Annotated in this window: 21 protein-coding genes; 11 read left to right on the top strand and 10 right to left on the bottom strand. The window is 63.4% G+C overall.

The genetic code is table 11. From position 1 onward, the window contains the following. The first annotated feature begins 45 nt into the window (after window positions 1–45). From BLX41_RS06470 to lpdA, 8 genes are all read left to right on the top strand, one after another. Window positions 46–1,821: a fatty acyl-AMP ligase gene (locus tag BLX41_RS06470; protein ID WP_259744477.1), complete on the top strand. Its 1,776-nt coding sequence runs from the start codon at window positions 46–48 to the stop codon at window positions 1,819–1,821. Beyond that, window positions 1,818–2,726 (top strand): acyl-CoA desaturase, encoded by a 909-nt coding sequence (locus tag BLX41_RS06465; protein WP_123724227.1) that lies wholly within the window; start codon window positions 1,818–1,820, stop codon window positions 2,724–2,726. The genes BLX41_RS06470 and BLX41_RS06465 overlap by 4 nt, the downstream gene beginning before the upstream one ends. Window positions 2,727–2,757: 31 nt before the next feature. Then, window positions 2,758–3,714 carry an acyl-CoA desaturase gene (locus BLX41_RS06460; protein ID WP_123724226.1) on the top strand — a complete coding sequence of 319 codons (957 nt, stop codon included), beginning with the start codon at window positions 2,758–2,760 and terminating at the stop codon, window positions 3,712–3,714. Between the two features lie 51 nt (window positions 3,715–3,765). Next, window positions 3,766–4,086, top strand: a complete 321-nt coding sequence (locus BLX41_RS06455) for an acyl carrier protein (RefSeq protein WP_123724225.1) — start codon at window positions 3,766–3,768, stop codon at window positions 4,084–4,086. A gap of 18 nt (window positions 4,087–4,104) precedes the next feature. Beyond that, window positions 4,105–6,084, top strand: a complete 1,980-nt coding sequence (locus BLX41_RS06450) for an alpha/beta fold hydrolase (protein ID WP_123724224.1) — start codon at window positions 4,105–4,107, stop codon at window positions 6,082–6,084. A 37-nt stretch (window positions 6,085–6,121) separates the two neighbouring features. After that, entirely contained in the window at window positions 6,122–6,319 is a 198-nt protein-coding gene (locus BLX41_RS06445) for a rubredoxin (protein ID WP_123724223.1), read from the top strand. Window positions 6,320–6,521: 202 nt separating this feature from the next. Next, window positions 6,522–7,283, top strand: coding sequence for an alpha/beta hydrolase (locus tag BLX41_RS06440; RefSeq protein WP_185073416.1), 762 nt, complete (start codon window positions 6,522–6,524; stop codon window positions 7,281–7,283). Then, window positions 7,280–8,734: a dihydrolipoyl dehydrogenase gene (lpdA, locus tag BLX41_RS06435; RefSeq protein ID WP_123724221.1), complete on the top strand. Its 1,455-nt coding sequence runs from the start codon at window positions 7,280–7,282 to the stop codon at window positions 8,732–8,734. Before BLX41_RS06440 ends, lpdA begins: the two co-directional genes overlap by 4 nt. 59 nt (window positions 8,735–8,793) lie before the next feature. On the opposite strand, the gene tauD is transcribed toward lpdA, so the two are convergent. From tauD to BLX41_RS06400, 7 genes are all read right to left on the bottom strand, one after another. Further along, window positions 8,794–9,633, bottom strand: a complete 840-nt coding sequence (tauD, locus tag BLX41_RS06430) for a taurine dioxygenase (RefSeq protein ID WP_123724220.1) — start codon at window positions 9,631–9,633, stop codon at window positions 8,794–8,796. A 112-nt stretch (window positions 9,634–9,745) separates the two neighbouring features. Then, window positions 9,746–10,585 carry a taurine ABC transporter permease TauC gene (tauC, locus tag BLX41_RS06425; RefSeq protein WP_123724219.1) on the bottom strand — a complete coding sequence of 280 codons (840 nt, stop codon included), beginning with the start codon at window positions 10,583–10,585 and terminating at the stop codon, window positions 9,746–9,748. Continuing rightward, window positions 10,582–11,376 carry a taurine ABC transporter ATP-binding subunit gene (gene tauB, locus BLX41_RS06420; RefSeq protein WP_123724218.1) on the bottom strand — a complete coding sequence of 265 codons (795 nt, stop codon included), beginning with the start codon at window positions 11,374–11,376 and terminating at the stop codon, window positions 10,582–10,584. Before tauB ends, tauC begins: the two co-directional genes overlap by 4 nt. A gap of 27 nt (window positions 11,377–11,403) precedes the next feature. Then, a complete protein-coding gene (gene tauA, locus BLX41_RS06415; RefSeq protein ID WP_123724217.1) occupies window positions 11,404–12,381 on the bottom strand; it encodes a taurine ABC transporter substrate-binding protein in 978 nt (325 codons plus the stop codon). Between the two features lie 173 nt (window positions 12,382–12,554). Continuing rightward, the gene (gshA, locus tag BLX41_RS06410; protein ID WP_123724216.1) at window positions 12,555–14,138 is read right to left on the bottom strand and encodes a glutamate--cysteine ligase; all 1,584 of its coding nucleotides are present in this window, start codon (window positions 14,136–14,138) and stop codon (window positions 12,555–12,557) included. A 216-nt stretch (window positions 14,139–14,354) separates the two neighbouring features. Then, window positions 14,355–14,738 carry a PaaI family thioesterase gene (locus BLX41_RS06405; protein WP_123724215.1) on the bottom strand — a complete coding sequence of 128 codons (384 nt, stop codon included), beginning with the start codon at window positions 14,736–14,738 and terminating at the stop codon, window positions 14,355–14,357. Then, a complete protein-coding gene (locus BLX41_RS06400; protein ID WP_123724214.1) occupies window positions 14,738–17,062 on the bottom strand; it encodes a Tex family protein in 2,325 nt (774 codons plus the stop codon). The genes BLX41_RS06405 and BLX41_RS06400 overlap by 1 nt, the downstream gene beginning before the upstream one ends. A gap of 359 nt (window positions 17,063–17,421) precedes the next feature. Here BLX41_RS06400 and ompR point away from each other — a divergent pair, with 359 nt between their 5' ends. Continuing rightward, the gene (gene ompR, locus BLX41_RS06395) at window positions 17,422–18,162 is read left to right on the top strand and encodes an osmolarity response regulator transcription factor OmpR (protein ID WP_016966992.1); all 741 of its coding nucleotides are present in this window, start codon (window positions 17,422–17,424) and stop codon (window positions 18,160–18,162) included. Between the two features lie 105 nt (window positions 18,163–18,267). Next, window positions 18,268–19,581, top strand: a complete 1,314-nt coding sequence (locus BLX41_RS06390) for an ATP-binding protein (protein ID WP_123724213.1) — start codon at window positions 18,268–18,270, stop codon at window positions 19,579–19,581. Between the two features lie 75 nt (window positions 19,582–19,656). Here the strand turns inward: BLX41_RS06390 and rimK are convergent, their stop codons facing one another. Genes rimK through rimA form a run of 3 tightly spaced genes read right to left on the bottom strand, consistent with a single transcriptional unit; the run spans window position 19,657 to window position 21,838 of the window. Further along, window positions 19,657–20,562: a 30S ribosomal protein S6--L-glutamate ligase gene (rimK, locus tag BLX41_RS06385; protein ID WP_007931744.1), complete on the bottom strand. Its 906-nt coding sequence runs from the start codon at window positions 20,560–20,562 to the stop codon at window positions 19,657–19,659. Continuing rightward, on the bottom strand, window positions 20,559–21,041 hold the full coding sequence (gene rimB / locus BLX41_RS06380) for a retropepsin-like aspartic endopeptidase RimB (RefSeq protein WP_123724212.1): 483 nt from the start codon (window positions 21,039–21,041) through the stop codon (window positions 20,559–20,561). Before rimB ends, rimK begins: the two co-directional genes overlap by 4 nt. Window positions 21,042–21,058: 17 nt before the next feature. Continuing rightward, entirely contained in the window at window positions 21,059–21,838 is a 780-nt protein-coding gene (gene rimA, locus BLX41_RS06375; protein ID WP_123724211.1) for a S6 modification regulatory phosphodiesterase RimA, read from the bottom strand. Between the two features lie 115 nt (window positions 21,839–21,953). Between rimA and BLX41_RS06370 the strand changes: the two genes are divergently transcribed. Further along, window positions 21,954–22,336, top strand: a 383-nt coding sequence (locus BLX41_RS06370; RefSeq protein ID WP_123724260.1) for an RNA-binding S4 domain-containing protein, incomplete at its 3' end; no start/stop codon positions are given.

The following is a 22,336-nucleotide window of genomic DNA, read 5'->3' as shown; positions in this document are numbered from 1 at the left end:
TTCTCAGCGCATCTAGCAGTTGATGATCTGTCGCTGGCCGGCACCTTGGGAATCGAATGTTTAAGTTCGGTTACCGAAGTACTGGCTTATCGCGCCTGGCTGCAACCCGATGCGACAGCCTTTATCCACTTGCTCGATGGCGAGCAGGAGGAGGCGGCCATCAGCTACGCCGAACTGTGGCAGCGTAGTCAACGATTGGCCGCGGCGCTGCAGATTTTCGAACCCCGGGGCAAACGGGTGCTGATGCTGTTCGAGACTGGTATCGACTACATCGTTTCTCTGTTCGGTCTGTTCCTGGCCGGGGCGGTGGCGATTCCCGCGTTCCCGCCGGTGGGAACCAGAGGCCTGGAGCGCCTGGCACTGATCTGCGCCGATGCCCATCCGCAGGTGGTGCTTACCAGCTCGCGCTTCATGCGCTCCCAGGAACGGGTCAACGGCTTGCTGCAGGGTGACGTGCCCGCGCCGCAATGGGTCGACCCGCAAGAGTTGGCCTCTGCGGATTCATCCTGGAGCGCCCAGGTGACCCCCGGTGAGTTGGCCCTGCTGCAATACACCTCGGGTTCCACCTCCGCGCCCAAGGGCGTGATGCTGACCCACGCCAACCTCTACAGCAATTGCCGCAGCGCCAGCCAATGGATGGGCGAGGCCAAGGATCGCGTGGGCTGCAGCTGGCTGCCGCCCTACCACGATATGGGCCTGATGGGCGGCATACTGCAGCCGATCTACGACGCCTTTCCCACCGTGCTCATCAGCCCCGGGCATTTTGTCCAGCGGCCATTGCGCTGGCTGGATGCGGTGTCCAGGTATGGCGCCGACGTCACCATTGCACCGAACTTCGCCTTTGATCTGTGTGTTGAAAACATCACCGATGACGAGCTGGCAGCCCTCGATCTGAGCAAGCTCAAGGCCATCTACTGTGGGGCCGAACCGGTCCGGCAAAGCACCCTGGCGCGTTTCTCCGAGCGCTTCGCCGCCGCCGGCTTCAACCCTGCGGCCCTGGGTCCCTGCTATGGACTGGCCGAGGCGACGGTGCTGGTCTCCGGCAAACCCCATGACGAACCGGCATTCAATACCCAAGTGGATCGGGACCAGCTCGCCACCGGGACCCTGGCCATCGTCGACGCCGAGGATGGGTTCGCGTTGCCATTGGTCAGCAGCGGACGGGTAGCCCCGGGTTTGCGCCTGGCGATTGTCGATCCCGTCAGCCTGCAGCCGGTCGCCGACGGCCAGATCGGTGAGATCTGGGTCCAGGGCGATAACGTGGGTGCCGGTTACTGGGGCAAGGAGGCGCTGAGCGAGCAAGTGTTCCGCGCCAGGTTGCCGGGCATCGACGGACACTTCATGCGCACCGGCGACCTGGGGGCCTTGTATCGGGATGAACTGTTCGTCACCGGCCGCCTCAAGGACCTGATCATCATTGCCGGTCGCAACCTGTATCCCCAGGACCTGGAACTGGCAGTCGAGAGTGCAGACCCGCGCATCCGCAGCAATGGTTGTGTGGCGGTGGGCGTGGATAACGGCCAGCAGGAGCAGCTGGCGATCGTGGTCGAGATCAAGCGCAGCGAAAAGCTCGACGAAGCCCAGCAGGAACAACTGCGCCAGCTGATCACCAGCACCCTGGTCAGCCAGTTTGGCGTATCCCCGGCGCGTATTCATCTGGCGCCCATGGGCGGCATCCCGCTGACCACCAGCGGCAAGGTCCAGCGCCAGGCCACCCGGCAGGCCCTGCTCAACGACAGCCTGGCGCGCTACGGAGCCGGACGTTCGGCCGCGGCGGCCTCGGCACAACCCCTTAAAACCCCTACGGATGCTCTGTCATGACGGCCATGAATCCTCATATCGACCGTACCGGTCATCGCGAGCGTCAACTGGCCTGGCTGACCGTCGGTGTGCCGGCGGTGGGCACCGTGGTCGCTCTGGTCCTGGCCTGGCAGCAGGGCATTGGCTGGCTGGAGTTTGGCGCGCTGGCCAGCATGTACCTGCTGACCGCCCTGGGGGTGGAAGTGGGGATGCACCGCTTCTTTTCCCACCATGCATTCAAGGCCGGCCCGGTGGTCACTGCGTTGTTCGGTATTGCCGGTTCGATGGCGGCCCAGGGCCCGATCCTGTTCTGGGCGGCCACCCATCGCCAGCATCACGCCTTCACCGACAAGGAAGGCGACCCGCACTCGCCGCGCCCGCTCAAGGAAGGCTTTGTCGGCAATATCCAAGGCTGGTGGCACGCCCATCTGGGCTGGCTGTTCAGCCTGAGAAAGCAGAACTGGAGCCAGTTCGTCCCCGACCTGATTCGCGACCGGCTGATCATGCAGATCAACCAGCGCTACTACCTGTGGATCATTCTCGGCCTGCTGCTTCCCGCCGTGGTATGCGGGCTGATTACCCGCAGTTGGGAAGGCGCCCTGAGTGGCCTGCTGTGGGGCGGCTTTGTACGGATCTTCCTGGTGGACCACGCCACCTGGTGCATCAACTCCTTCGCCCATCGGGTCGGTGGCCGTGACCATCCGACCCGGGACACCAGCCGCAATGTGTTCTGGCTGGCGATTCCAACGGTCGGCGGCGGTTGGCACAACAACCACCACGCCTTTCCGGCGCTGGCTCACGCCGGGCTCAAGCCCTGGCAGCTGGACATCGGTGGCTGGTTCATCGAGTTGCTGGCCTTGTGCGGTCTGGCTTGGGACGTGAAGCGTCCTGGTGCGCCCGCCGCTGCAGAACCTACAGAAAGCTGATTGCCGGTACTTACCTCACAGGAAGCTATTCATGGACGAGATCCTCACAACCACAGCGACTCCAGAGATCAGCGGGGTCGCGCAGCTGAGTCCGGCAGCCGCCAGAACCAAGGCGCGCATTGCGCTGGCGGTGATGCTGGTGCCCCTGTTCGGTGCCTTCGAGGCGATCCGCTTGTGGGTCACCGGTCAGGTGCACGCCCTGGACTTCATCCTCTTTGGGGTGTTCTACGCGATCCAGATGTTCGGCGTCTCCATGGGCTATCACCGCTACCTGGCCCACCGCGCCTTCAAGACCTCGCGCTTTATGAGCAGCCTGATGCTGATCGCCGGCTCCATGGCGGCCCAGGGCCCGATCCTGTTCTGGGTCACCACCCATCGCCGGCATCACACCTACAGCGACCAGCACGGTGATCCGCATTCGCCGAACCTGATGGGTCAGAGCCGCCTGGAGCGCGCCAAGGGCCTGTGGCATGCGCACATGCCGTGGATGCTGGCGCCGGACATGTCGAGCTGGAACTTCTTCGCCCCCGACATCCTGCGTGACCGTCGGTTGTTCTTCTACAACCAGACCTACCTGTTCTGGGTCGCCCTGGGCGTGGTGCTGCCGGGGATCATCGGCGGCCTGGTCACCCAGAGCTGGTCCGGTGCCTGGAGCGGCCTGATCTTTGGCGGCCTGGCGCGGATCTTCGTTGCCAACCAGGCGGCCTGGTGTGTGGGCTCCATCTGCCACCGCTATGGCGCCCGGCCGTTCGTGACCCACGACCAGAGCACCAACAACTGGATTGTCGCGTTCCTCACCTTTGGCGAGGGGCTGCAAAACAATCACCACGCATTCCCTGCCTGGTACCGGCATGGCGTGCATTGGTGGGAGCCCGACTTGTCGGGCTGGACACTGGCGTTAATGGGCAAGCTGAGACTGGTCTCAGACCTGCGTTCACCGTCCCAGGCAATGATCGACAAAGTCCGTAAGCGTCAGGCCGCATCCTGAACAACGGGATCGTCTGATCTGTAAACCATCCTACTCATCAAGGAAGATCCTATGGCCAACTTCATTTCCAATTTGCTGAGCACTCTGAGCTTCTCGGAGAAAAAACAGGCGGCGGTCGAACTCAACGAAGAGAGCATCAAGCATTGGCTGGTGCAGAAAATGGGTGCGCTGCTGAAGATCGATCCGTCCCAGGTCGATACCGCCCGCAGCTTCGAGTCCTACGGCCTCGACTCGCTGGTGGCGGTGAAAGTGGCGGGCGACCTGGAGAAATTCATGGAGCAGCGCCTGTCCCCGGCCCTGCTGTTCGAATACTCCAGCATCGATGACTTGTCCAAATACCTGGCCAACGAACTGACCACATCCGAAGTTTGACTTCGCAGGAGCTTGGCCATGGCCATTGCACAGATGCCTTCGCAAAAAAACGATAAATTCAATGACCTGCTCCGACGCTCACAGGAGATCGAAGGCCTGCGTCTGACTGACGCAATCCCCAAGCACCTGTATCAGCCTCGGGTATGGCGCGGGATGCTCAGCTTCGTCGTCAGCTACATGCTCTACATCGGTGCCATCGTGGCGGTTGCCCACGTGCACTGGATGTTCTCCCTGCCGCTGTGGCTGGTGGCCGGCCTGGGCGGCTGGGGCTTGTTCTGTGTGGCTCACGATTGCGGGCACAACTCGTTCTCGCGCAATCGCAGCTTCAACCACATCCTCGGGCATATCGCCTTGCTGCCGTTGCTGTACCCGTTCCACGGCTGGCGCCACATGCACAACATGCACCACGCCAACACCAACAACCTGGAAATGGACGTCGACTGGCGCCCGGTGCTGCGCGTGCAATACGACGCCATGCCCTGGTGGGACAAGCTGGTCTACAGCAGCACCCGCACCTGGCTGTTCTGGCTGGGCACGGTCAACTACCAGCGCCACTCGGGCTTCCGCCCGTCGATGTTCCACAAGCTCGAAGCGCGCAACGAAGTGCGTCGTTCGATCCTGTTCATGGTGGTGGCTGCGCTGATCTACCTGCCGACCCTGGTGTACTTCACCGGCTTCACCGGGCTGTTCCTGTACTTCGTCGCCCCGTGGCTGGCGATCCATGCCTGGTTCAGCCTGACCACCATGATGCATCACATCAGCGATGAGACTCCGTTCCTGACCAAGGAGCACTGGAGCTTCAACAGCAGCCGACTGCTGCTGACCACTGACTACATGTACCCCAAGTGGCTGCTGTTCCTGACTCACTACATTTCGGTGCACACCGCGCACCACGTGGCGCCGATCATCCCCCACTACAACCTGCCCGAAGCCCAGGCAGCGTTGAAGACCGCCTTCCCGGGCATGGTCCGCGAGAAGCCCATGACCGTGCAGGATGTCTGGCACGTGGCGCGCAATTGCCACCTGTACGACCCAGTCAACGGCTTCTATGAGTCCTTTGACCAGCCGGCCCAGGCGGCCGGAGACCCGAGCACACCAGGCGCCAAGGCGGCCAACAGTCCGCTGACCCTGAAGCAGCAGATGCTGCGCAGCTACATGGGCGTGCTGGGTTCGCTCTCGGTGGACACCGCCGGCGCCAAGGCCACGGACCTGTTCGGCTATACCCGCGAATACATCAAGCAGCCGGACAAGGAAATGAGCCCCCTGGGCGCCCAGCGTTTCCATATCAAGGGCATTGCGGGCGTTCCCCATGGCTACCAATGGGGCACGGGCGACCAGACCATTCTCCTGGTCCATGGCTGGGGTGCGGACAGCCGCAGCCTGTACTCCTTCACTCGTGCACTGCAGCGCCAGGGCTTCAAGGTCGCGACCTTCGATGCCCCGGCCCACGGCATCTCGCCGGGCTCGCTGAGCACCATGACCGAGTTCAAGGATGCGGTGAAAGCGGCCATTGTCGCCCTCGGCGATGTAGTGGGGATCGTCGCCCACTCCCTGGGCGGTATCGCCGCCACCGGTGCCCTGGCCGAACTGGCCGAGACCCATCGGATCAAGGCCCTGTGCCTGCTGGGTTCGCCGGCCAACCTGCCGGTGGTGATCGAGCGCTGGGCCAATGGCTACCTCAAGCTCAAGCCGCAAATCGTCGATGCCATGCACCGCGAACTGTGGAAGCGCAATGGCGTGCCGGTCCAGCATTGGGACATCCCGGCGCTGGGCAACGCCCTGCAACTGCCGACGCTGGTGCTGCATGACCTCAACGACCCGATCGTGCCGTTCTGCGAGGCGCAGCAGATCACCACGCTGATGCCTTGGGCGAAGCTGGAGCCGGTGTCCGGGCTCGGCCACGTGCGCATCCTCTCCGATGCCGCGGTGGTGGAGCAGGTGGCGCAGTTCCTTGCACAGAACATCAAGGTGGCCGAAGTGGCTCAGGCCAGCGCATGAGAACAACGCACAACCCTTTGATGATGGTTAACCACCCATGACGACCTACGCTGAAAACGCTGTGGCCGAGTCCGGCCTGTGGATGTGCCTGATTTGCGGCTGGATCTACGATCAACGGCTTGGCGATCCCGATTCGGGGGTGCCTCCGGGCACCGCCTGGGACGACATTGCCGAAGACTGGACCTGCCCGGAATGTGGCGTGAGCAAGTTGGACTTCAACATGGTGAAGCTGTAACCCAACGCTTGAACCCTGTAGTCGATGAGGAAGGAAGATGGCGACCCAAGAGCCAAGGCCGGAGCCAGCCAGGGGCCGGCGCAGCAGCTTCAGGAAAATGCTCTTCAAGGGCATTTATAACGGGGTTCTGGGACTGCTGCGTTGCAGTTTCTGGATTGAGTCGCGGCTTGTTCCTCGGCGTGCTGCGGTACGGGCGCTGAAGATGTTCACCACACCGCAACGGCTGCGCCAGCATTTTCCGCTGACGCTGCCCAGTGCCACGGTGCAGGACCTGGAAACCGAGGAAGGGCGGCTGCGTTGTTTCCGCTGGACCCCGCAGCAGGTCCGGCGCCGGGTGGTGCTGGTGCATGGCTGGAGTGGCGCCAGTACCCAGTGGCAGTACCTGATTCCGCTGTTGTTGGAGGAGGGCTGTGAAGTGCTGTCCTTCGACTGCATCGGTCATGGTGGCAGCGGCGGTCGGCAGGCCTCGCTGCCGACCTTCGTCAGCATGCTGGACCAGGTGCAGAAGCAACTGGGACCGTTTGACACCGTGATCGGCCATTCCCTGGGCGGGGCCGCCGCCGGTTATGCCCTGAGCACTCAGGTCGGCAAGGGTTTTGCGCGGGCGGTGCTGGTGGCCGCACCGGCGGATATCGAAAACGTCGTTCGGCGTTTTGCGGCATTTCTGTGGATCAATGATGACGTCAGACAACGCATGCAACTTCTGGTTGAGCAACGCTATCAGAAGGACATGAGCAGCCTGGCAGTCAGCCGTTATGGCCGTCAGGTTGATATCCCGGTGCTGCTGGTGCATGACCAGCAGGACCAGGAAGTCCCGGCAGATGACCTGCAATCCTTCGCTGAAGGCTTGCGTCACCGGCGGGTTCTGCAAACCTGCGGGCTTGGCCATCTGAAAATTCTCAAGGACAGGACGACCATGGGGGCCGTGGTCGACTTTGTCTGTGCAAAGGACGGCAACCAATGAGTGAACATTACGATGTGATCGTTATCGGCGCGGGTCCCGGCGGCTATGTCGCCGCGATCCGGGCTGCGCAACTGGGACTGAAGACGGTCTGTATCGAGCGCTACAAGGGCAAGGACGGCAAGACCGCCCTGGGCGGCACCTGCCTCAATGTGGGCTGCATTCCTTCCAAGGCGCTGCTGGACAGCTCCCATCACTATTACGAGGCGCGCAACGGTTTCGAGGTGCACGGCATCGGCATCAGCAATCCGCAGATGGACGTGCCGGCCATGCTGGCGCGCAAGGACAACGTGGTACGCAATTTCAACGCTGGCATCGCCTCGCTGTTCAAGGCCAATGGCGTGGCCCTGCTGGAAGGTCACGGCAAGTTGCTGGCCAACAAGCAAGTGGAGGTCACCGCGGCCGACGGCAGCACCCAGCGCATCAGCGCCACCAGCATCATCCTCGCCCCCGGTTCACGGCCCATCGATATCGCCGCCGCGCCGCTGACCGACAAGGTGATCGTCGACTCCACCGGAGCCCTGGAATTCACCAGCGTGCCCAAGCGCCTGGGGGTGATCGGCGCCGGCGTCATCGGCCTGGAGCTGGGCTCGGTCTGGGCCCGCCTGGGCGCCGAAGTGACGGTACTCGAAGCCCTCGACAGCTTCCTGCCGGCAGTGGATGTACAGATCGCCAAGGAAGCGCAGAAGATCCTCGGCAAGCAAGGCCTGGATATCCGTCTGGGTGCCCGGGTGACGGCGTCCGAAGTGCAGGGCGACAGCGTCAAGGTCAGCCTCAGCGAGGCCGGCGAAGACAAGCAGCAGACCTTCGACCGGCTGATCGTCGCCGTGGGGCGTCGGCCCCTGACCACCGACCTGTTGGCGTCTGACAGCGGCGTGCAGTTGGATGAACGCGGCTTCATCCACGTCGACGGCCAGTGCCTGACCAGCGTGCCTGGGGTGTTCGCCATTGGCGACGTGGTACGCGGCCCGATGCTGGCGCACAAGGCTTCGGAAGAGGGGGTGATGGTGGCCGAGAGCCTTGCCGGGCATCACCATCCGCTCAATTACGAGCTGATCCCGTCAGTGATCTACACCCACCCGGAAATCGCCTGGGTCGGCCAGACCGAACAGGCCCTCAAGGCCCAGGGCATCGAGCTGAACATCGGCACCTTCCCCTTCGCTGCCAGCAGCCGCGCCATGGCGGCCAACGACACGGCTGGCTTGGTCAAGGTGATTGCCGATGCCGGCACCGATCGGGTACTTGGGGTGCATGTGATAGGACCGGGCGCTGCGGAACTGGTCCAGGAAGGCGCAATCGGCATGGAGTTCGGCACCAGCGCCGAAGACCTGGGGATGATGGTGTTCTCCCACCCGACCCTGTCCGAAGCCCTGCATGAAGCCGCGCTGGCCGTGAATGGCCAGGCGATTCATATCGGCAATCGCAAGAAGAAAGCTCCCGCCAGCGTCAAATAGCCAGCCTTCCCCGACCTCGCTCATTCAGCGGGGCCGGGGCTTGCTGCATCCCCCGCGTTTCAGCGAAAGAACGGCACATCCCCAAGAATGGTTGCGCGGTGCATGACTCGGCGCTGTGGACGGTAGTCGTCCACTGCATAGTGCTGGGTCACGCGGTTGTCCCAGAACGCCACGTCGTTTTCCTGCCAGCGCCAGCGGATGGTGAATTCCGGTCGGGTGGCGTGGGCGAACAGCAGCTTGAGGATGGCTGCGCTTTCGCTCTCCGACAGTTCGTTGATCTTGGTGGTGAAGCCGTCGTTGACGAACAGCGACTTGCGTCCGCTTACCGGATGGGTGCGGATCACCGGGTGCGACAGTGGCGGGTTCTTGCGCCGGGTTTCCTCCCAGCGCGCCAGGTCTTCGGGGGTGTTGCCGAAGCGTTCCAGAGGGAAGGACTTGATGAACTCGTGGGTGGCGGTCAGGCCCTGCAGCAGGTTCTTCATCGGCTCGGACAAGGCTTCGTAGGCGGCGATGCCGCTGGCCCACAACGTGTCGCCGCCGAACTGCGGCAGCAGCTTGGCGCTGAGCACCGCGCCCAGGGCCGGGGTTGGCAGGAAGGTCACGTCGGTGTGCCAGATGGCGTTGTCGCGCACGTCGGTTTCAGCGGTGTCGAGGATCAGCACCTCCGGTTGTTCCGGCACATTGGGGTAGATCGGGTGAATGTGCAGGTCACCGAAGTTGGCGGCGAAGCGCGCTTGCTGCTGCGGGGTGATCGGCTGGTCGCGGAAGAACAGCACCTGGTGCTTGAGCAGTGCCTGTTCAATGGCATCGCGCTGTTCGACGCTCAGTGGCTGGCTGATATCGACGCCACTGATCTGGGCGCCAAGGGCGGAGCTTAAGGGGGTGAGGGTCAGGCTCATGGTCGTTCTCGTATTCGCTGTGTGCAGGAGCCGGCCGGGAGGGCGGCGCTAAGCTTGCGGGCCTCTTCGCTGGCAAGCCAGCTCCTACATAGGAGAGGGGGATCTGTTGTTGTCAGTGGGATTGGCCGTGCCAGGGCACCAGCTTGCGTTGCAGGGCGCGCAGGCCCATCTCCATGGCAAAGGCGATCAGGGCAATCACCAGGATCCCCAGCACCACCACATCGGTGACCAGGAACTGCGCGGCGGACTGCACCATGAAACCCAGGCCGCTGGTGGCGGCAATCAGCTCGGCGGCCACCAGGGTCGACCAGCCCACGCCCAGGCCAATCCGCACGCCGGTGAGGATGTCCGGCAAGGCGCTGGGCAGGATCACGTGGCGAATCAGCTGCGCCCGAGTCGCGCCCAGGGACTGGGCGGCGCGCAGCTTGGCCGGGTCGACGGTGCGCACGCCGGTGGCGGTGGCGATGGCGATCGGGGCGAAGATGGCGAGGTAGATCAGCAGCACCTTGGACAGCTCGCCAATGCCGCACCAGATAACGATCAGCGGCAGATAGGCCAGTGGCGGTATCGGCCGGTAGAACTCGATCAGCGGGTCGAGCACGCCACGGGCGATGCGGTTGGCGCCAATGGCGATGCCCACCGGAATGGCCGTCAGCACGGCAAAGCCCAGGGCCAGGCCGATGCGTTGCAGGCTCGCGGCCAGGTGCTGCCAGAGGGTGGAATCCATGTAGCCGCTGGTGACCAGCAACCAGCCCTTTTGCAGCACGGCCGAAGGGGGCGGTAGGAACAGCGGTTCGATCAGGCCGGTGGCGGTGACGGCCCACCACAGGGCCAGCAGGGCGATCAGGGTCAGCACACTGATCCAGCGCGTGCTCAGGCTGCGGCGCACCGGCACTGGCGCTTTCGGGTTGGCGTCGCGGGTGGCGGTGGCGGGAATCTCGTAGCTGCTCATGGGCGCTCCTGCTGCTGGGTGGCGCTGCGTTGGGAGAACACCCGGGACAGCACGTGTTCGCGGGTTTCGATGAACAGCGGGTCGGACTTGATCGCCCGCGCCGATTCGCCGGCGGCGTAGCGCTGGCCGAAATCCAGGTTCAGGCGCTCGACGATCTGCCCCGGGTTGGGGGCCAAGAGGATCAGGTCAGTGGCCAGGAACACCGCTTCTTCGATGTCGTGGGTAATCAGGAACACCGGCTTGGCGGTGCGGCGCCAGACCTGCAGCAACAGCTCCTGCATCTGCTCGCGGGTGAAGGCATCCAGGGCGCCGAAGGGTTCGTCCATCAGCAGCACTCGCGGGTCGGCGGCCAGGGCACGGGCCAGGCCCACGCGCTGTTTCTGTCCACCGGAGAGCTGCCAGACACGGCGTTTTTCGAAACCGGCCAGGTCCACCAGGGCGAGCATTTCCCGAGCCCGGGCTTCACGCTGGTCCCGGGCGACTCCGGCCAGTTCCAGGCCGAAGGCGACGTTGGCCAGCACGTCCTGCCAGGGCAGCAGGGCGTCGTCCTGGAACACCACGCCACGCTCGGCGCTGGGGCCCTTGACCGGCACGCCGTCGAGGCTGATGCGCCCGGCGCTGGGGTCGACGAATCCGGCAATCAGGTTCAGCAGCGAGGTCTTGCCGCTGCCGGAGGGACCCAGGGCGACCAGCAGTTGCTGTGGCCCCAGGGTCAGGGAAATATCCGCCAGCACCGGTTCGGCGGCGCCGGGATACTGTGCGCTGATGCGCTCCAGTTGTAGCAAGGCCATGACGGCTATCTCCTGTCCGGTCGCGGGTTATTCAGGGATGAACTTGGCACTGACGTAGGGGGCGTAGTCCGGCAGCACCGCTTCGACCTTGCCTTGCTCCTTGAGGAACACCGCGGTGTCGGTGATGGCCTTGGTGGTCGGGGCGCCGAGGCTGAGTACCTGGTCGGCGGCCAGTGGGTAGACGTTGCCTTGCAGCAGCAGCGGGATATCGCTGGCCTTGGCCCCGGAGAGCTTCACCAGCTTGTCGACGTTGCCCTGGTTGGCCAGCCAGGCTTGCGGGTCCTTGCGGTATTGGGCGTAGGCATCCAGGGTCACCTTGGCGAAGGCGGTGACGATTTCCGGGTGCTTCTCGGCGAAGTCCTTGCGCACGATCCAGGCGTCGAAAGTCGGCGCGCCGAACTTGGCCAGCTCTCCGGAGGTGATCAGCACCTTGCCGTTTTCCTTGGCCACACCCAGGGCCGGGTCCCAGACGTAGGTGGCGTCGATATCACCGCGCTTCCAGGCGGCGATGATCGCCGGTGGCGCGAGGTTGAGGATCTGTACTTTCGAGGGATCGATGTTCCAGTGTTTCAGCGCCGCCAGCAGGCTGTAGTGGCCGGTGGAAACGAAGGGCACGGCGACTTTTTTACCGATCAGGTCCTGAGGGCTGTTGATCGCGGAACCGTCGCGGGCCACCAGGGCTTCGGCGGCGCCGATCTGGGTGGCGATGAGGAAGGTTTGCACCGGCACCTTGCGGGTGATGGCGGCGGTCAGCGGGCTGGAGCCCAGGTAGCCGATCTGCACATCGCCGGAAGCGATGGCAGCGATGACGTCGGCGCCGTTGTCGAATTTGCGCCAGTTGATCTTGGCCTGGGTGGCTTTTTCATAGCTGCCGTCGGCTTGCGCGACCTTGGCCGGGTCGACGGTGGTCTGGTAGGCGACGGTGACGTCGGCCGCCTGGGCAAAGAAACTCGCTGCGGCCAGGGACGCGGCCGCCAGGAGGCGAAGGGGGAAATGCAGTTTCATGGGGTGCTCCTCATAGGCGGCCGGTGATCGGCGTTGGAGGAGACTAAATGATCTAAGAATGCAGAAATAAATAACTTATTTGCATTAGCTTATGAGGGGAATAGGCAGCGTGCTGTTCGCCGGCAAGCCGGCTCCTACGGGAGGGATGTAGGAGCCGGCTTGCCGGCGAAGCGTCAGTTACTGATGGCCAGGATGCTGGCCTGGTAGGCGCCGACGAATACGTCGAAATCCCCCACTTCGTTCTGCTCAAGCTCGGTCTGCAGCTCCAGGGATTTGCGCGCCGCTTCTTCGAAGGCGGCTTGTTCTTCCTTGGCCAGGGGCTGGCTGCGGAAGTGCTCGGCATGGGCCTGACTCTGGCGCAGGGAGAACTGGCTGAAGCTCTCCTTGTGCTCGCTCATGGCCGCCAGCACCTGGGCCGAAGGCGTCAGGGACGAGTCCTTGACCTTGGCCAGCTGGGCGTCCAGGGCCTTGCTGTGCACGTCGCTGCCGTGGCTCTGGTCGAGCAGGGCGGCCAGGGGCGCGATCTTTTCCAGCAGCTGCGCAGCCCATTCCTTCATCTCCACCGGCTGCCCCTGGCGTTGCAGTTGCAGGCCCGGGCGTCGACCTTCCTTGACCACGGCGAGGAAGTTCGAGGTGGCGTTGCCGCACTCGTTGTTCTCGAACAGCGGGCTGTCGTTCAAGGCGCAATACAGCAGGAAGGCATCGAGGAAACGGGCTTCCTGGACATCGATGCCCAGGGGCAGGAACGGGTTGATGTCCAGGCAGCGGACTTCGACGTACTGGATGCCCCGGGCCATCAGCGCCTGGATTGGCCGCTCGCCGGTATAGGTCACGCGCTTGGGGCGAATGTTGGAGTAGTACTCGTTTTCGATCTGCAGGATGTTGGTGTTCAGTTGCACCCACTCGCCATCCTTGTGGGTGCCGACTTCCACGTAAGGTGCGTAAGGCGTGGCCACGGCCTTGCGCAGGCTGTCGGTGTAGCTGTTCAGATCGTTGTAGCAAGGGGTCAGGCCGGCCTGGGCCTGGCTCTGGTAGCCCAGGTCGCTCATGCGCAGGCTGGTGGCGTAGGGCAGGTACAGGGTCTCGGCGTCCAACTGCTCCAACTGGTGCGAGCGGCCGCGCAGGAAGCCCGCGTCCAGGGCCGGCGAAGCACCGAACAGGTACATCAGCAGCCAGCTGTAACGGCGAAAATTGCGGATCAGCGCGATATAGGCCGAGGACTGGTAGTCACGGTCGCTGCCGACGAAGCCTTCCGCTTCCTTGAGCAGCGGCCACAGCTGTTCCGGCAGGGAAAAGTTGTAGTGGATCCCGGCAATGCACTGCATGGTCTTGCCGTAGCGCAGGGCCAGGCCCTTGCGGTACACGTACTTGAGCTGACCGATGTTGGAGGTGCCGTAATAGGCGATCGGGATGTCTTCCTCGGCCGGCAACGGGCACGGCATCGATGGGCTCCACAGGTACTCGTTGCCGAGCTTGCTGTAGGCGAAGCGATGAATCTTGTCGAGGCTGGCCAGGGTGTCCGCCGGGTCCGCGAGGGCCGGGGTGATGAATTCCAGCAGCGACTCGGAATAGTCGGTGGTGATCTGTTCGTTGGTCAGCGCGGAACCCAGTTCTTCCGGGTGCGGGGTCTGTGCCAGGCGGCCTTCGCCGGTGACACGCAGGCATTCACGTTCGATACCGTGCAGGCACTGCTCGAGCAGGGAGAGGTTAGCGCGCTCACCGAGCAGAGCCAGGCGGCGGTTGAGAAGTTCGCTCAAGTTGGATTCCTTCACGCGTCAGTCGCCCCAATATGGGGGTGGGCAGGACGGTCTACAAGGGTGAAGTTAAAACTGGCGTTTTCGCCTTGTTTTTGAGTCAAGCCGACTCGCCTGGAAACGCCAACACTCCATCCTTGAATCTGGCTTCAGCGCGGGCAAGAAAACCCCGACGCCGCTTTCGCAGCGCCGAAATTAACCCAATTTGAGGGCAGGCAGCTATAGGACCGCGAAGGTGCCTTGTGCTTTTGCGACCAGTTTGTCGCCCTGGACCACATCCGCTTCCACCACCAGGGTGCGGCGGCCGGGGTGGATCACCCGGGCCCGGCACAGCACTTCACCCTCGGCCACGGCGCGGATGTAGTTGATCTTGCACTCGATGGTGGCGCTCTGCTGGTCAAAGCCGTGGGTGCTGGAACAGGCCAGCCCCATGGCAATGTCCACCAGGCTGAAAATCGCCCCGCCGTGGAGCTTTTGTCCGCGATTGCGCAGCTGCGGGGTCAGTTCCAGGGCGACGTCCGCTTCGCCGGTTTCCAGGCGTTGCAGACGGCAGCCGAGCAATTGGCTGAAGGCGCTTTCGGTCAGGCCGGCGGGGATCTGCATCAGCGTTTCTTCAACTGCTTGGCGTTGGCGAACAGCGAGGCCATGGCGTTGTTGCTCGGAGCGGCAGCGGTGGTTTCCTTGCGTGGCGCATTGCCCTGGGAGGAGCGCGGCGCCGAGCCTGGACGGGAGCCACGGGCACCGTCGATCTTCTCGCCCGGGGTGTCGCTCATGCGCATCGACAGGCCCACGCGTTTACGCGGGATGTCGACTTCCATGACCTTGACCTTGACCACGTCGCCGGCTTTCACCGCTTCACGCGGGTCCTTGATGAACTTCTCCGACAGCGCCGAGATGTGCACCAGGCCGTCCTGATGCACGCCGATGTCGACGAAGGCGCCGAAGTTGGTGACGTTGGTCACCACGCCTTCGAGGATCATCCCCAGTTGCAGGTCCTTGAGGTCTTCGACGCCGTCCTGGAACTCGGCAGTCTTGAACTCCGGACGCGGGTCGCGACCGGGCTTGTCCAGTTCCTGGAGGATGTCGGTGACGGTGGGCAGGCCGAAGGTCTCGTCGGTGAATTTCTTCGGGTCCAGGCGCTTGAGGAAGCCGCTGTCGCCGATCAGCGAGCGAATGTCACGGCCGGTGTCGGCGGCGATGCGCTGCACCAGCGGGTAGGCTTCCGGGTGGACCGCCGAGGCGTCCAGCGGGTTGTCGCCGTTCATCACGCGCAGGAAGCCGGCGGCCTGTTCGAAGGTCTTTTCACCCAGGCGGGCGACCTTTTTCAGCGCGGCGCGGGTCTTGAAGGCACCGTGTTCGTCGCGGTGGCTGACGATGTTCTGCGCCAGGGTCGCGTTGAGGCCGGAGATCCGCGCCAGCAGGGCCACGGAAGCGGTGTTGACGTCGACACCGACGGCGTTCACGCAGTCCTCGACCACGGCGTCCAGGCCGCGGGCCAGTTTCAGCTGCGACACGTCGTGCTGGTACTGGCCGACACCGATGGATTTCGGATCGATCTTCACCAGTTCAGCCAGTGGGTCCTGCAGGCGGCGGGCGATGGACACCGCGCCACGGATCGACACGTCCAGGTCCGGGAATTCCTTGGCCGCCAGTTCCGAAGCCGAGTACACCGAAGCGCCGGCTTCGGAAACCATGACCTTGGTCATCTTCATGGCCGGGTATTTCTTGATCAGTTCGGCGGCCAGTTTGTCGGTCTCGCGGCTGGCGGTGCCGTTGCCGATGGCGATCAGGTCCACCGAGTGCTTGGCGCACAGCGCGGCCAGAATGCCCAGGGTCTGGTCCCACTTGTTGTGCGGCACGTGCGGATAGACCGTGGCGTGGTCCAGCAGCTTGCCGGTGGCATCCACCACCGCCACCTTGCAGCCGGTGCGCAGGCCCGGGTCCAGGCCCAGGGTGGCGCGCGGGCCGGCCGGGGCGGCCAGCAGCAGGTCGTGCAGGTTGTGGGCGAAAACGTTGATCGCCTCGGTTTCCGCGCCGTCGCGCAGCTCGCCCAAGAGGTCGGTTTCCAGGTGGGTGTAGAGCTTGACCTTCCAGGTCCAGCGCACCACTTCGCCGAGCCATTTGTCGGCGGGGCGGTTCTGGTTCTGGATACCGAATTGCTGGCCGATCATGCCTTCGCATGGGTGCATGGTGCCCGGCAGCTCGTCACCGACTTTCAGCGCGGAGCTGAGAATGCCTTCGTTGCGGCCGCGGAAAATCGCCAGGGCGCGGTGCGACGGCATGCTTTTCAGCGGTTCGTCGTGTTCGAAGTAGTCGCGGAACTTGGCGCCTTCCTCTTCCTTGCCGGCAACCACCCGGGCACTCAGGGTGGCTTCTTGCTTGAGGAAGTTGCGCAGCTTGTCCAGCAGGCCGGCGTCCTCGGCGAAGCGCTCCATGAGGATGTACTTGGCGCCTTCCAGGGCGGCCTTGACGTCGGCCACGCCTTTCTCGGCGTCGACGAAACGTGCCGCTTCGGCTTCCGGGGCCAGGCTCGGGTCGTTGAACAGGCCGTCGGCCAGCTCGCCGAGGCCGGCTTCCAGGGCGATCTGGCCCTTGGTGCGACGCTTCTGCTTATAAGGCAGGTAAAGGTCTTCGAGGCGGGTCTTGGTGTCGGCCAGCTTGATGTCGCGGGCCAGCTCCGGGGTCAGCTTGCCTTGCTCTTCGATGCTGGCCAGGATGCTGATCCGCCGTTCGTCGAGTTCTCGCAGGTAGCGCAGGCGCTCTTCCAGATGACGCAGTTGGGTGTCATCGAGGCTGCCGGTGACTTCTTTCCGGTAACGGGCGATGAAGGGCACGGTGGAGCCTTCATCCAATAGAGCGACGGCCGCTTCGACCTGTTGTGGGCGTACGCCGAGTTCCTCGGCAATGCGGCTGTTGATGCTGTCCATAAAACCACCTGACAAATTGTGAAAGCAGGCTCGCGGGCACGAAAATAAGGCCCGGCGAGTCTGGTTGAGCGGCCTGGCACGCGCCGCCACCTGGATCAAAAGGCTGCCTGTTGACCCGTGAAATCAAAAAAATACTGCCGGCCCGGGCAAAAAAATAAACCGGCCCCAGGCGTACTGATCAGATATTGCCCAACACAAAAGGCGGCGCATTATACCCAGCGTTAGCCGTTGCGGGGTGATCGCCGGCCTCAGGCCGACAGCGGGTTTGCTGGCGATAGAGGAAAAATCTGCTAACAATGCACACGGTGCGTATAACGGCAGCTACGCCATAATGCGCACCGAGATTAGAGGAGCATCCAATGAGCAGCACTGCACAAACTGCTGAAGGCGAAAAAATTCTTATTGTTGACGACGACCCGGGGCTGAGCAGCCTGCTGGAGCGCTTCTTCGTCAGCAAGGGCTACCGTGCCCGCGCAGTCCCGAACACCGAGCAAATGGACCGCCTGCTGGGTCGCGAAGTGTTCAACCTGGTGGTCCTCGACCTGATGCTGCCCGGCGAAGACGGCTTGACCGCATGCCGCCGCCTGCGCAGCGCCAACAACCAGATCCCGATCATCATGCTCACCGCCAAGGGCGACGAGTTGAGCCGCATCAAGGGCCTGGAACTGGGCGCCGACGACTACCTGGCCAAGCCGTTCAACCCTGACGAGCTGATGGCCCGGGTCAAGGCCGTGCTGCGTCGCCAGTCGGCTCCGGTGCCGGGTGCGCCGGGTAGTGAAGACGAAAGCGTGACCTTTGGTGACTACGAACTGTCCCTGGCCACTCGCGAGCTCAAGCGTGGCGATGAAGTGCACATGCTCACCACTGGTGAGTTTGCGGTGCTCAAGGCGCTGGTGATGAACGCCCGCCAACCGCTGACCCGGGACAAACTGATGAACCTGGCCCGTGGTCGTGAGTGGGATGCCCTGGAGCGTTCCATCGATGTGCAGATCTCCCGCCTGCGGCGGATGATCGAGCCTGACCCTTCCAAACCGCGCTATATCCAGACCGTCTGGGGCGTGGGTTATGTCTTCGTGCCGGATGGCACCGCGACCAAGTGATAGGTGATTTGTAGGAGCGAACGCCCGGGCCGGCAACGACCCGGGCGTTCGCATTCCGCAACTCCGCGAGCGCGAGTCGCTCCTGCAAAGTGTGTATTGGCTGTTATGAAAACCCCGCTGTGGTTCCCCCAGAGTTTCTTCTCCCGCACCCTGTGGCTGGTGCTGATCGTGGTGCTGTTTTCCAAGGCATTGACCCTGGTTTATCTGTTGATGAACGAGGACGTGCTGGTGGACCGGCAATACAGCCACGGCGTGGCCCTGACCCTGCGCGCCTACTGGGCCGCCGATGAATCCAACCGCGACCAGATCGCCGAGGCCGCAGGCCTGATCAAGGTGGTGGGCAGCGGCGTGCCGGCCGGCGAGCAACACTGGCCCTACAGTGAGATCTACCAGCGGCAGATGCAGGCTGAACTGGGCGCCGACACCGAAGTGCGCCTGCGCATGCATGCACCGCCGGCGCTTTGGGTCAGGGCCCCGAGCCTGGGGGATGGCTGGCTCAAGGTGCCGCTGTATCCGCACCCGCTGAGGGGGCAGAAGATCTGGAGCGTGCTGGGCTGGTTCCTGGCCATCGGCCTGTTATCCACTGCCTCGGCGTGGATCTTCGTCAGCCAGCTCAATCAGCCCCTCAAGCGTCTGGTCTACGCCGCTCGGCAACTGGGCCAGGGACGCAGCGTGCGCCTGCCGATCAGCGATACGCCCAGCGAGATGACCGAGGTCTATCGCGCCTTCAACCAGATGGCCGAGGACGTGGAGCAGGCGGGGCGTGAACGGGAGCTGATGCTGGCCGGGGTGTCCCATGACTTGCGCACACCGCTGACCCGCCTGCGCCTGTCGCTGGAGCTGATGGGCGCGCACACCGACCTGACCGACGATATGGTCCGGGATATCGAGGACATGGATGCGATCCTCGACCAGTTCCTGGCGTTTATCCGTGACGGCCGCGACGAGTCGGTGGAAGAGGTGGACCTCAGCGATCTGGTGCGTGAAGTGGCAGCGCCCTACAACCAGAATGAAGAGCGGGTGCACCTGCGCCTGGAGCCGATCCAGCCGTTCCCGCTGCGTCGGGTGTCGATGAAGCGTCTGCTCAACAACCTGATCGGCAACGCCTTGAATCACGCGGGCACGGAAGTCGAAGTGGCGGCCTATGTGTCCGGCGACACCAATGCGCCTTACGTGGTGCTGAGCGTGATGGATCGCGGGGCGGGGATCGATCCGTCCGAGCTGGAGGCTATCTTCAACCCCTTCACCCGTGGCGATCGCGCCCGGGGTGGCAAGGGCACCGGCCTGGGGCTGGCCATCGTCAAGCGGATTGCCGCCATGCACGGTGGCAATGTGGAGCTGCGCAACCGCCCCGATGGCGGCCTGGAAGCGCGGGTGCGCTTGCCATTGGGGCTGCTGCTGCCCCGTGATGCGGATTGATCAGGGCTTCGCTCCTACAGGCAGCACATCGCCCGTAGGAGCTGGCTTGCCAGCGCAAGGCCGGCAACCCGATCCCTAGCCCTTGCCCTTGGTCCGGGTCATGTTCGGCCCGCCGTTCTTCTCGATGTGCTCGATGATGATCCCCGCCACGTTCTTGCCGGTGGTGGTCTCGATGCCTTCCAGGCCCGGCGAGGAATTGACTTCCATCACCAGCGGCCCGTGATTGGAACGCAGGATATCCACCCCTGCCACGCTCAGGCCCATGACCTTGGCCGCCCGCAGCGCAGTCATGCGTTCTTCCGGGGTGATCTTGATCAGGCTGGCGCTGCCGCCGCGATGCAGGTTGGAGCGGAACTCTCCCGGCTTGGCCTGGCGTTTCATCGCCGCGATCACCTTGTCCCCCACCACGAAGCAGCGAATGTCGGCGCCGCCGGCTTCCTTGATGTACTCCTGGACCATGATGTTCTGCTTCAGGCCCATGAAGGCCTCGATCACCGATTCTGCGGCGGTGGCGGTTTCGCACAGCACCACGCCGATACCCTGGGTGCCTTCCAATACCTTGATCACCAGGGGCGCGCCGTTGACCATTTCGATCAGGTCGGGAATGTCGTCCGGCGAATGGGCGAAGCCGGTTACCGGCAAGCCGATGCCGCGCCGCGAGAGCAGTTGCAGCGAACGCAGCTTGTCCCGGGAGCGGGCGATGGCCACCGACTCATTGAGGGGGAACACCCCCATCATTTCGAACTGACGCAGCACTGCGCAGCCGTAGAACGTCACCGAGGCACCGATCCGCGGGATCACCGCATCGAAGCCTTCCAGGGGCTTGCCGCGGTAGTGGATCTGCGGCTTGTGACTGGCGATGTTCATGTAGGCGCGCAGGGTATCGACCACTACCATTTCATGGCCACGCTCGGTGCCGGCTTCGACCAGACGACGAGTGGAATACAGACGCGGGTTACGCGACAGCACAGCGATCTTCATGCAACACCTGTGGCAGAGGTAGTGGATACCGGGAACACCGGTTTGTCTTGTACGTACTTGATGCCCGGATTGACCACCAACTGGCCGTCGATCAGGGCCTTGGAACCCAGCAACAGGCGATAGCGCATGGCCTTGCGGCAGGCGAGGGTGAATTCCACCCGCCACACGTGATCGCCCAGGGCCAGGGTGGTGCTGATCACATAGCGCACCTGGGCCTGGCCGTTGGAACTTTTAATGGTCTTCATCGCCACCAGCGGCGCTTCGCAACGCCGGTGGCGCAACTGCACCACACTGCCCAAGTGGGCATTGAAGCGCACCCACTGCTCACCGTCGCGCTCGAAGGGCTCGATCTCGGTGGCATGCAGGCTGGAGGTACTGGCCCCGGTATCGATCTTGGCGCGCAGGCCGGCCACTCCCAGATCAGGAAGCGCCACCCACTCGCGCAGACCGACAACGGTCAAATGGTCAAAAGTCTTCAAATAGGGGAAATCCGCAATTAGCTTTTCCAGGCCGCGGCCGGAACCTCGGCCAGGGCTTTGAATGCAGGTTTGGCGAACCAGTAGCCCTGCATCAGATAAATTCCACAGTCGCTGAGAAAGTCCCGTTCACCGGTGCTTTCAATGCCTTCGGCAATGACTGTAACCCCCAACTCCGCACACATTGTGACAATCGCACGGATGATCGCCTGGCGTACGCGATCCTGATGGACATCGCGCACCAGCGCCATGTCGAGCTTGATCAGGTCGGGTTGGAAATCCGCCAGCAGGTTCAGCCCCGAGTACCCCGCGCCGAAGTCATCGATGGCGGTCTTGAAGCCGAATTCGCGGTATTCACGCAGAATATTGGTCAAATGGCGACTGTTATCTACGTGCTGGCTTTCCAGGGTTTCGAAAATCAGCCGCTCCAGGGGAAAGTGCTGGGCGCGGGCGGCTTCCAGGGTGCTGCGGATGCACAACTCCGGCCGGTATACGGCGTTGGGCATGAAGTTGATCGACAGGTGGCTTTGCATGCCCAGCTGTGCCGCGGTGGTGATGGCCTGGGTGCGGCAAAGCTGGTCGAAACGGTATCGATTGCTGTCGGTGACCTGATCCAGCACCGTTGCGGCGCCTTCGCCATTGGTTCCGCGCACGAGGGCCTCGTGGGCAAAGACCGACTGGTCCCGCAGATCGACTATGGGTTGATAGGCGAAGGAAAAATCGAAGCCCAGGGGTTGGCTTTGTTGGCAACCTTCGCAGCGGTTGCCGGGCGAGGTCAGGGAAGTGGGGAAGTCAGTCACGGGGACTCCTCGCGTATCAGGGCGCAACCTGGGTTATTTTAGGTGAGCGGCAGGATTTATGAGAGCCCGCAGGCGGGCTGTACAGTTGCGACATTTTTCAGCGAGAGGAATTCCAGTGGCGCACAAGCAGGAAGAAGAGGACAAGGTTCGTCTGGATAAATGGCTGTGGGCAGCGCGCTTCTACAAGACTCGTGCCCTGGCCAAGGCGGCCATCGAAAGCGGCAAGGTGCACCACCGTGGCGAGCGCTGCAAACCGGGCAAGGAGCCGCGGGTAGGCGATGAGTACCAGATTCGCGCCGGCTTCGACGAACGTACTGTGGTGGTCCAGGCCCTTTCCATCGTCCGTCGTGGCGCTCCCGAAGCGCAGACGCTCTACGCGGAAACCGAAGCCAGCATCGCCAAGCGCGAAACCGCCGCGGCGCAGCGCAAGGCTGGCGCCCTGGGGGTCAGCACCGACGGCAAACCGAGCAAGAAGCAACGCCGTGATCTGTTCAAGTT

Source organism: Pseudomonas protegens, from assembly GCF_003732485.1.
GTDB lineage: Bacteria > Pseudomonadota > Gammaproteobacteria > Pseudomonadales > Pseudomonadaceae > Aquipseudomonas > Aquipseudomonas protegens_B.
This window is presented reverse-complemented; position numbering and strand designations above follow the sequence as displayed.

What these genes read in the sequence shown, in the direction of transcription:
- BLX41_RS06455 (WP_123724225.1), top strand. Translation starts at nt 3,766, where the DNA reads ATGGCCAACTTCATTTCCAATTTGCTGAGCACTCTGAGCTTCTCGGAG.
- BLX41_RS06460 (WP_123724226.1), top strand. Translation starts at nt 2,758, where the DNA reads ATGGACGAGATCCTCACAACCACAGCGACTCCAGAGATCAGCGGGGTC.
- BLX41_RS06445 (WP_123724223.1), top strand. Translation starts at nt 6,122, where the DNA reads ATGACGACCTACGCTGAAAACGCTGTGGCCGAGTCCGGCCTGTGGATG.
- BLX41_RS06400 (WP_123724214.1), bottom strand. Translation starts at nt 17,062, where the DNA reads ATGGACAGCATCAACAGCCGCATTGCCGAGGAACTCGGCGTACGCCCA.
- tauC (WP_123724219.1), bottom strand. Translation starts at nt 10,585, where the DNA reads ATGAGCAGCTACGAGATTCCCGCCACCGCCACCCGCGACGCCAACCCG.
- lpdA (WP_123724221.1), top strand. Translation starts at nt 7,280, where the DNA reads ATGAGTGAACATTACGATGTGATCGTTATCGGCGCGGGTCCCGGCGGC.
- BLX41_RS06450 (WP_123724224.1), top strand. Translation starts at nt 4,105, where the DNA reads ATGGCCATTGCACAGATGCCTTCGCAAAAAAACGATAAATTCAATGAC.
- BLX41_RS06405 (WP_123724215.1), bottom strand. Translation starts at nt 14,738, where the DNA reads ATGCAGATCCCCGCCGGCCTGACCGAAAGCGCCTTCAGCCAATTGCTC.
- BLX41_RS06390 (WP_123724213.1), top strand. Translation starts at nt 18,268, where the DNA reads ATGAAAACCCCGCTGTGGTTCCCCCAGAGTTTCTTCTCCCGCACCCTG.
- BLX41_RS06465 (WP_123724227.1), top strand. Translation starts at nt 1,818, where the DNA reads ATGACGGCCATGAATCCTCATATCGACCGTACCGGTCATCGCGAGCGT.
- rimK (WP_007931744.1), bottom strand. Translation starts at nt 20,562, where the DNA reads ATGAAGATCGCTGTGCTGTCGCGTAACCCGCGTCTGTATTCCACTCGT.
- tauD (WP_123724220.1), bottom strand. Translation starts at nt 9,633, where the DNA reads ATGAGCCTGACCCTCACCCCCTTAAGCTCCGCCCTTGGCGCCCAGATC.
- ompR (WP_016966992.1), top strand. Translation starts at nt 17,422, where the DNA reads ATGAGCAGCACTGCACAAACTGCTGAAGGCGAAAAAATTCTTATTGTT.
- tauB (WP_123724218.1), bottom strand. Translation starts at nt 11,376, where the DNA reads ATGGCCTTGCTACAACTGGAGCGCATCAGCGCACAGTATCCCGGCGCC.
- BLX41_RS06440 (WP_185073416.1), top strand. Translation starts at nt 6,522, where the DNA reads ATGTTCACCACACCGCAACGGCTGCGCCAGCATTTTCCGCTGACGCTG.
- tauA (WP_123724217.1), bottom strand. Translation starts at nt 12,381, where the DNA reads ATGAAACTGCATTTCCCCCTTCGCCTCCTGGCGGCCGCGTCCCTGGCC.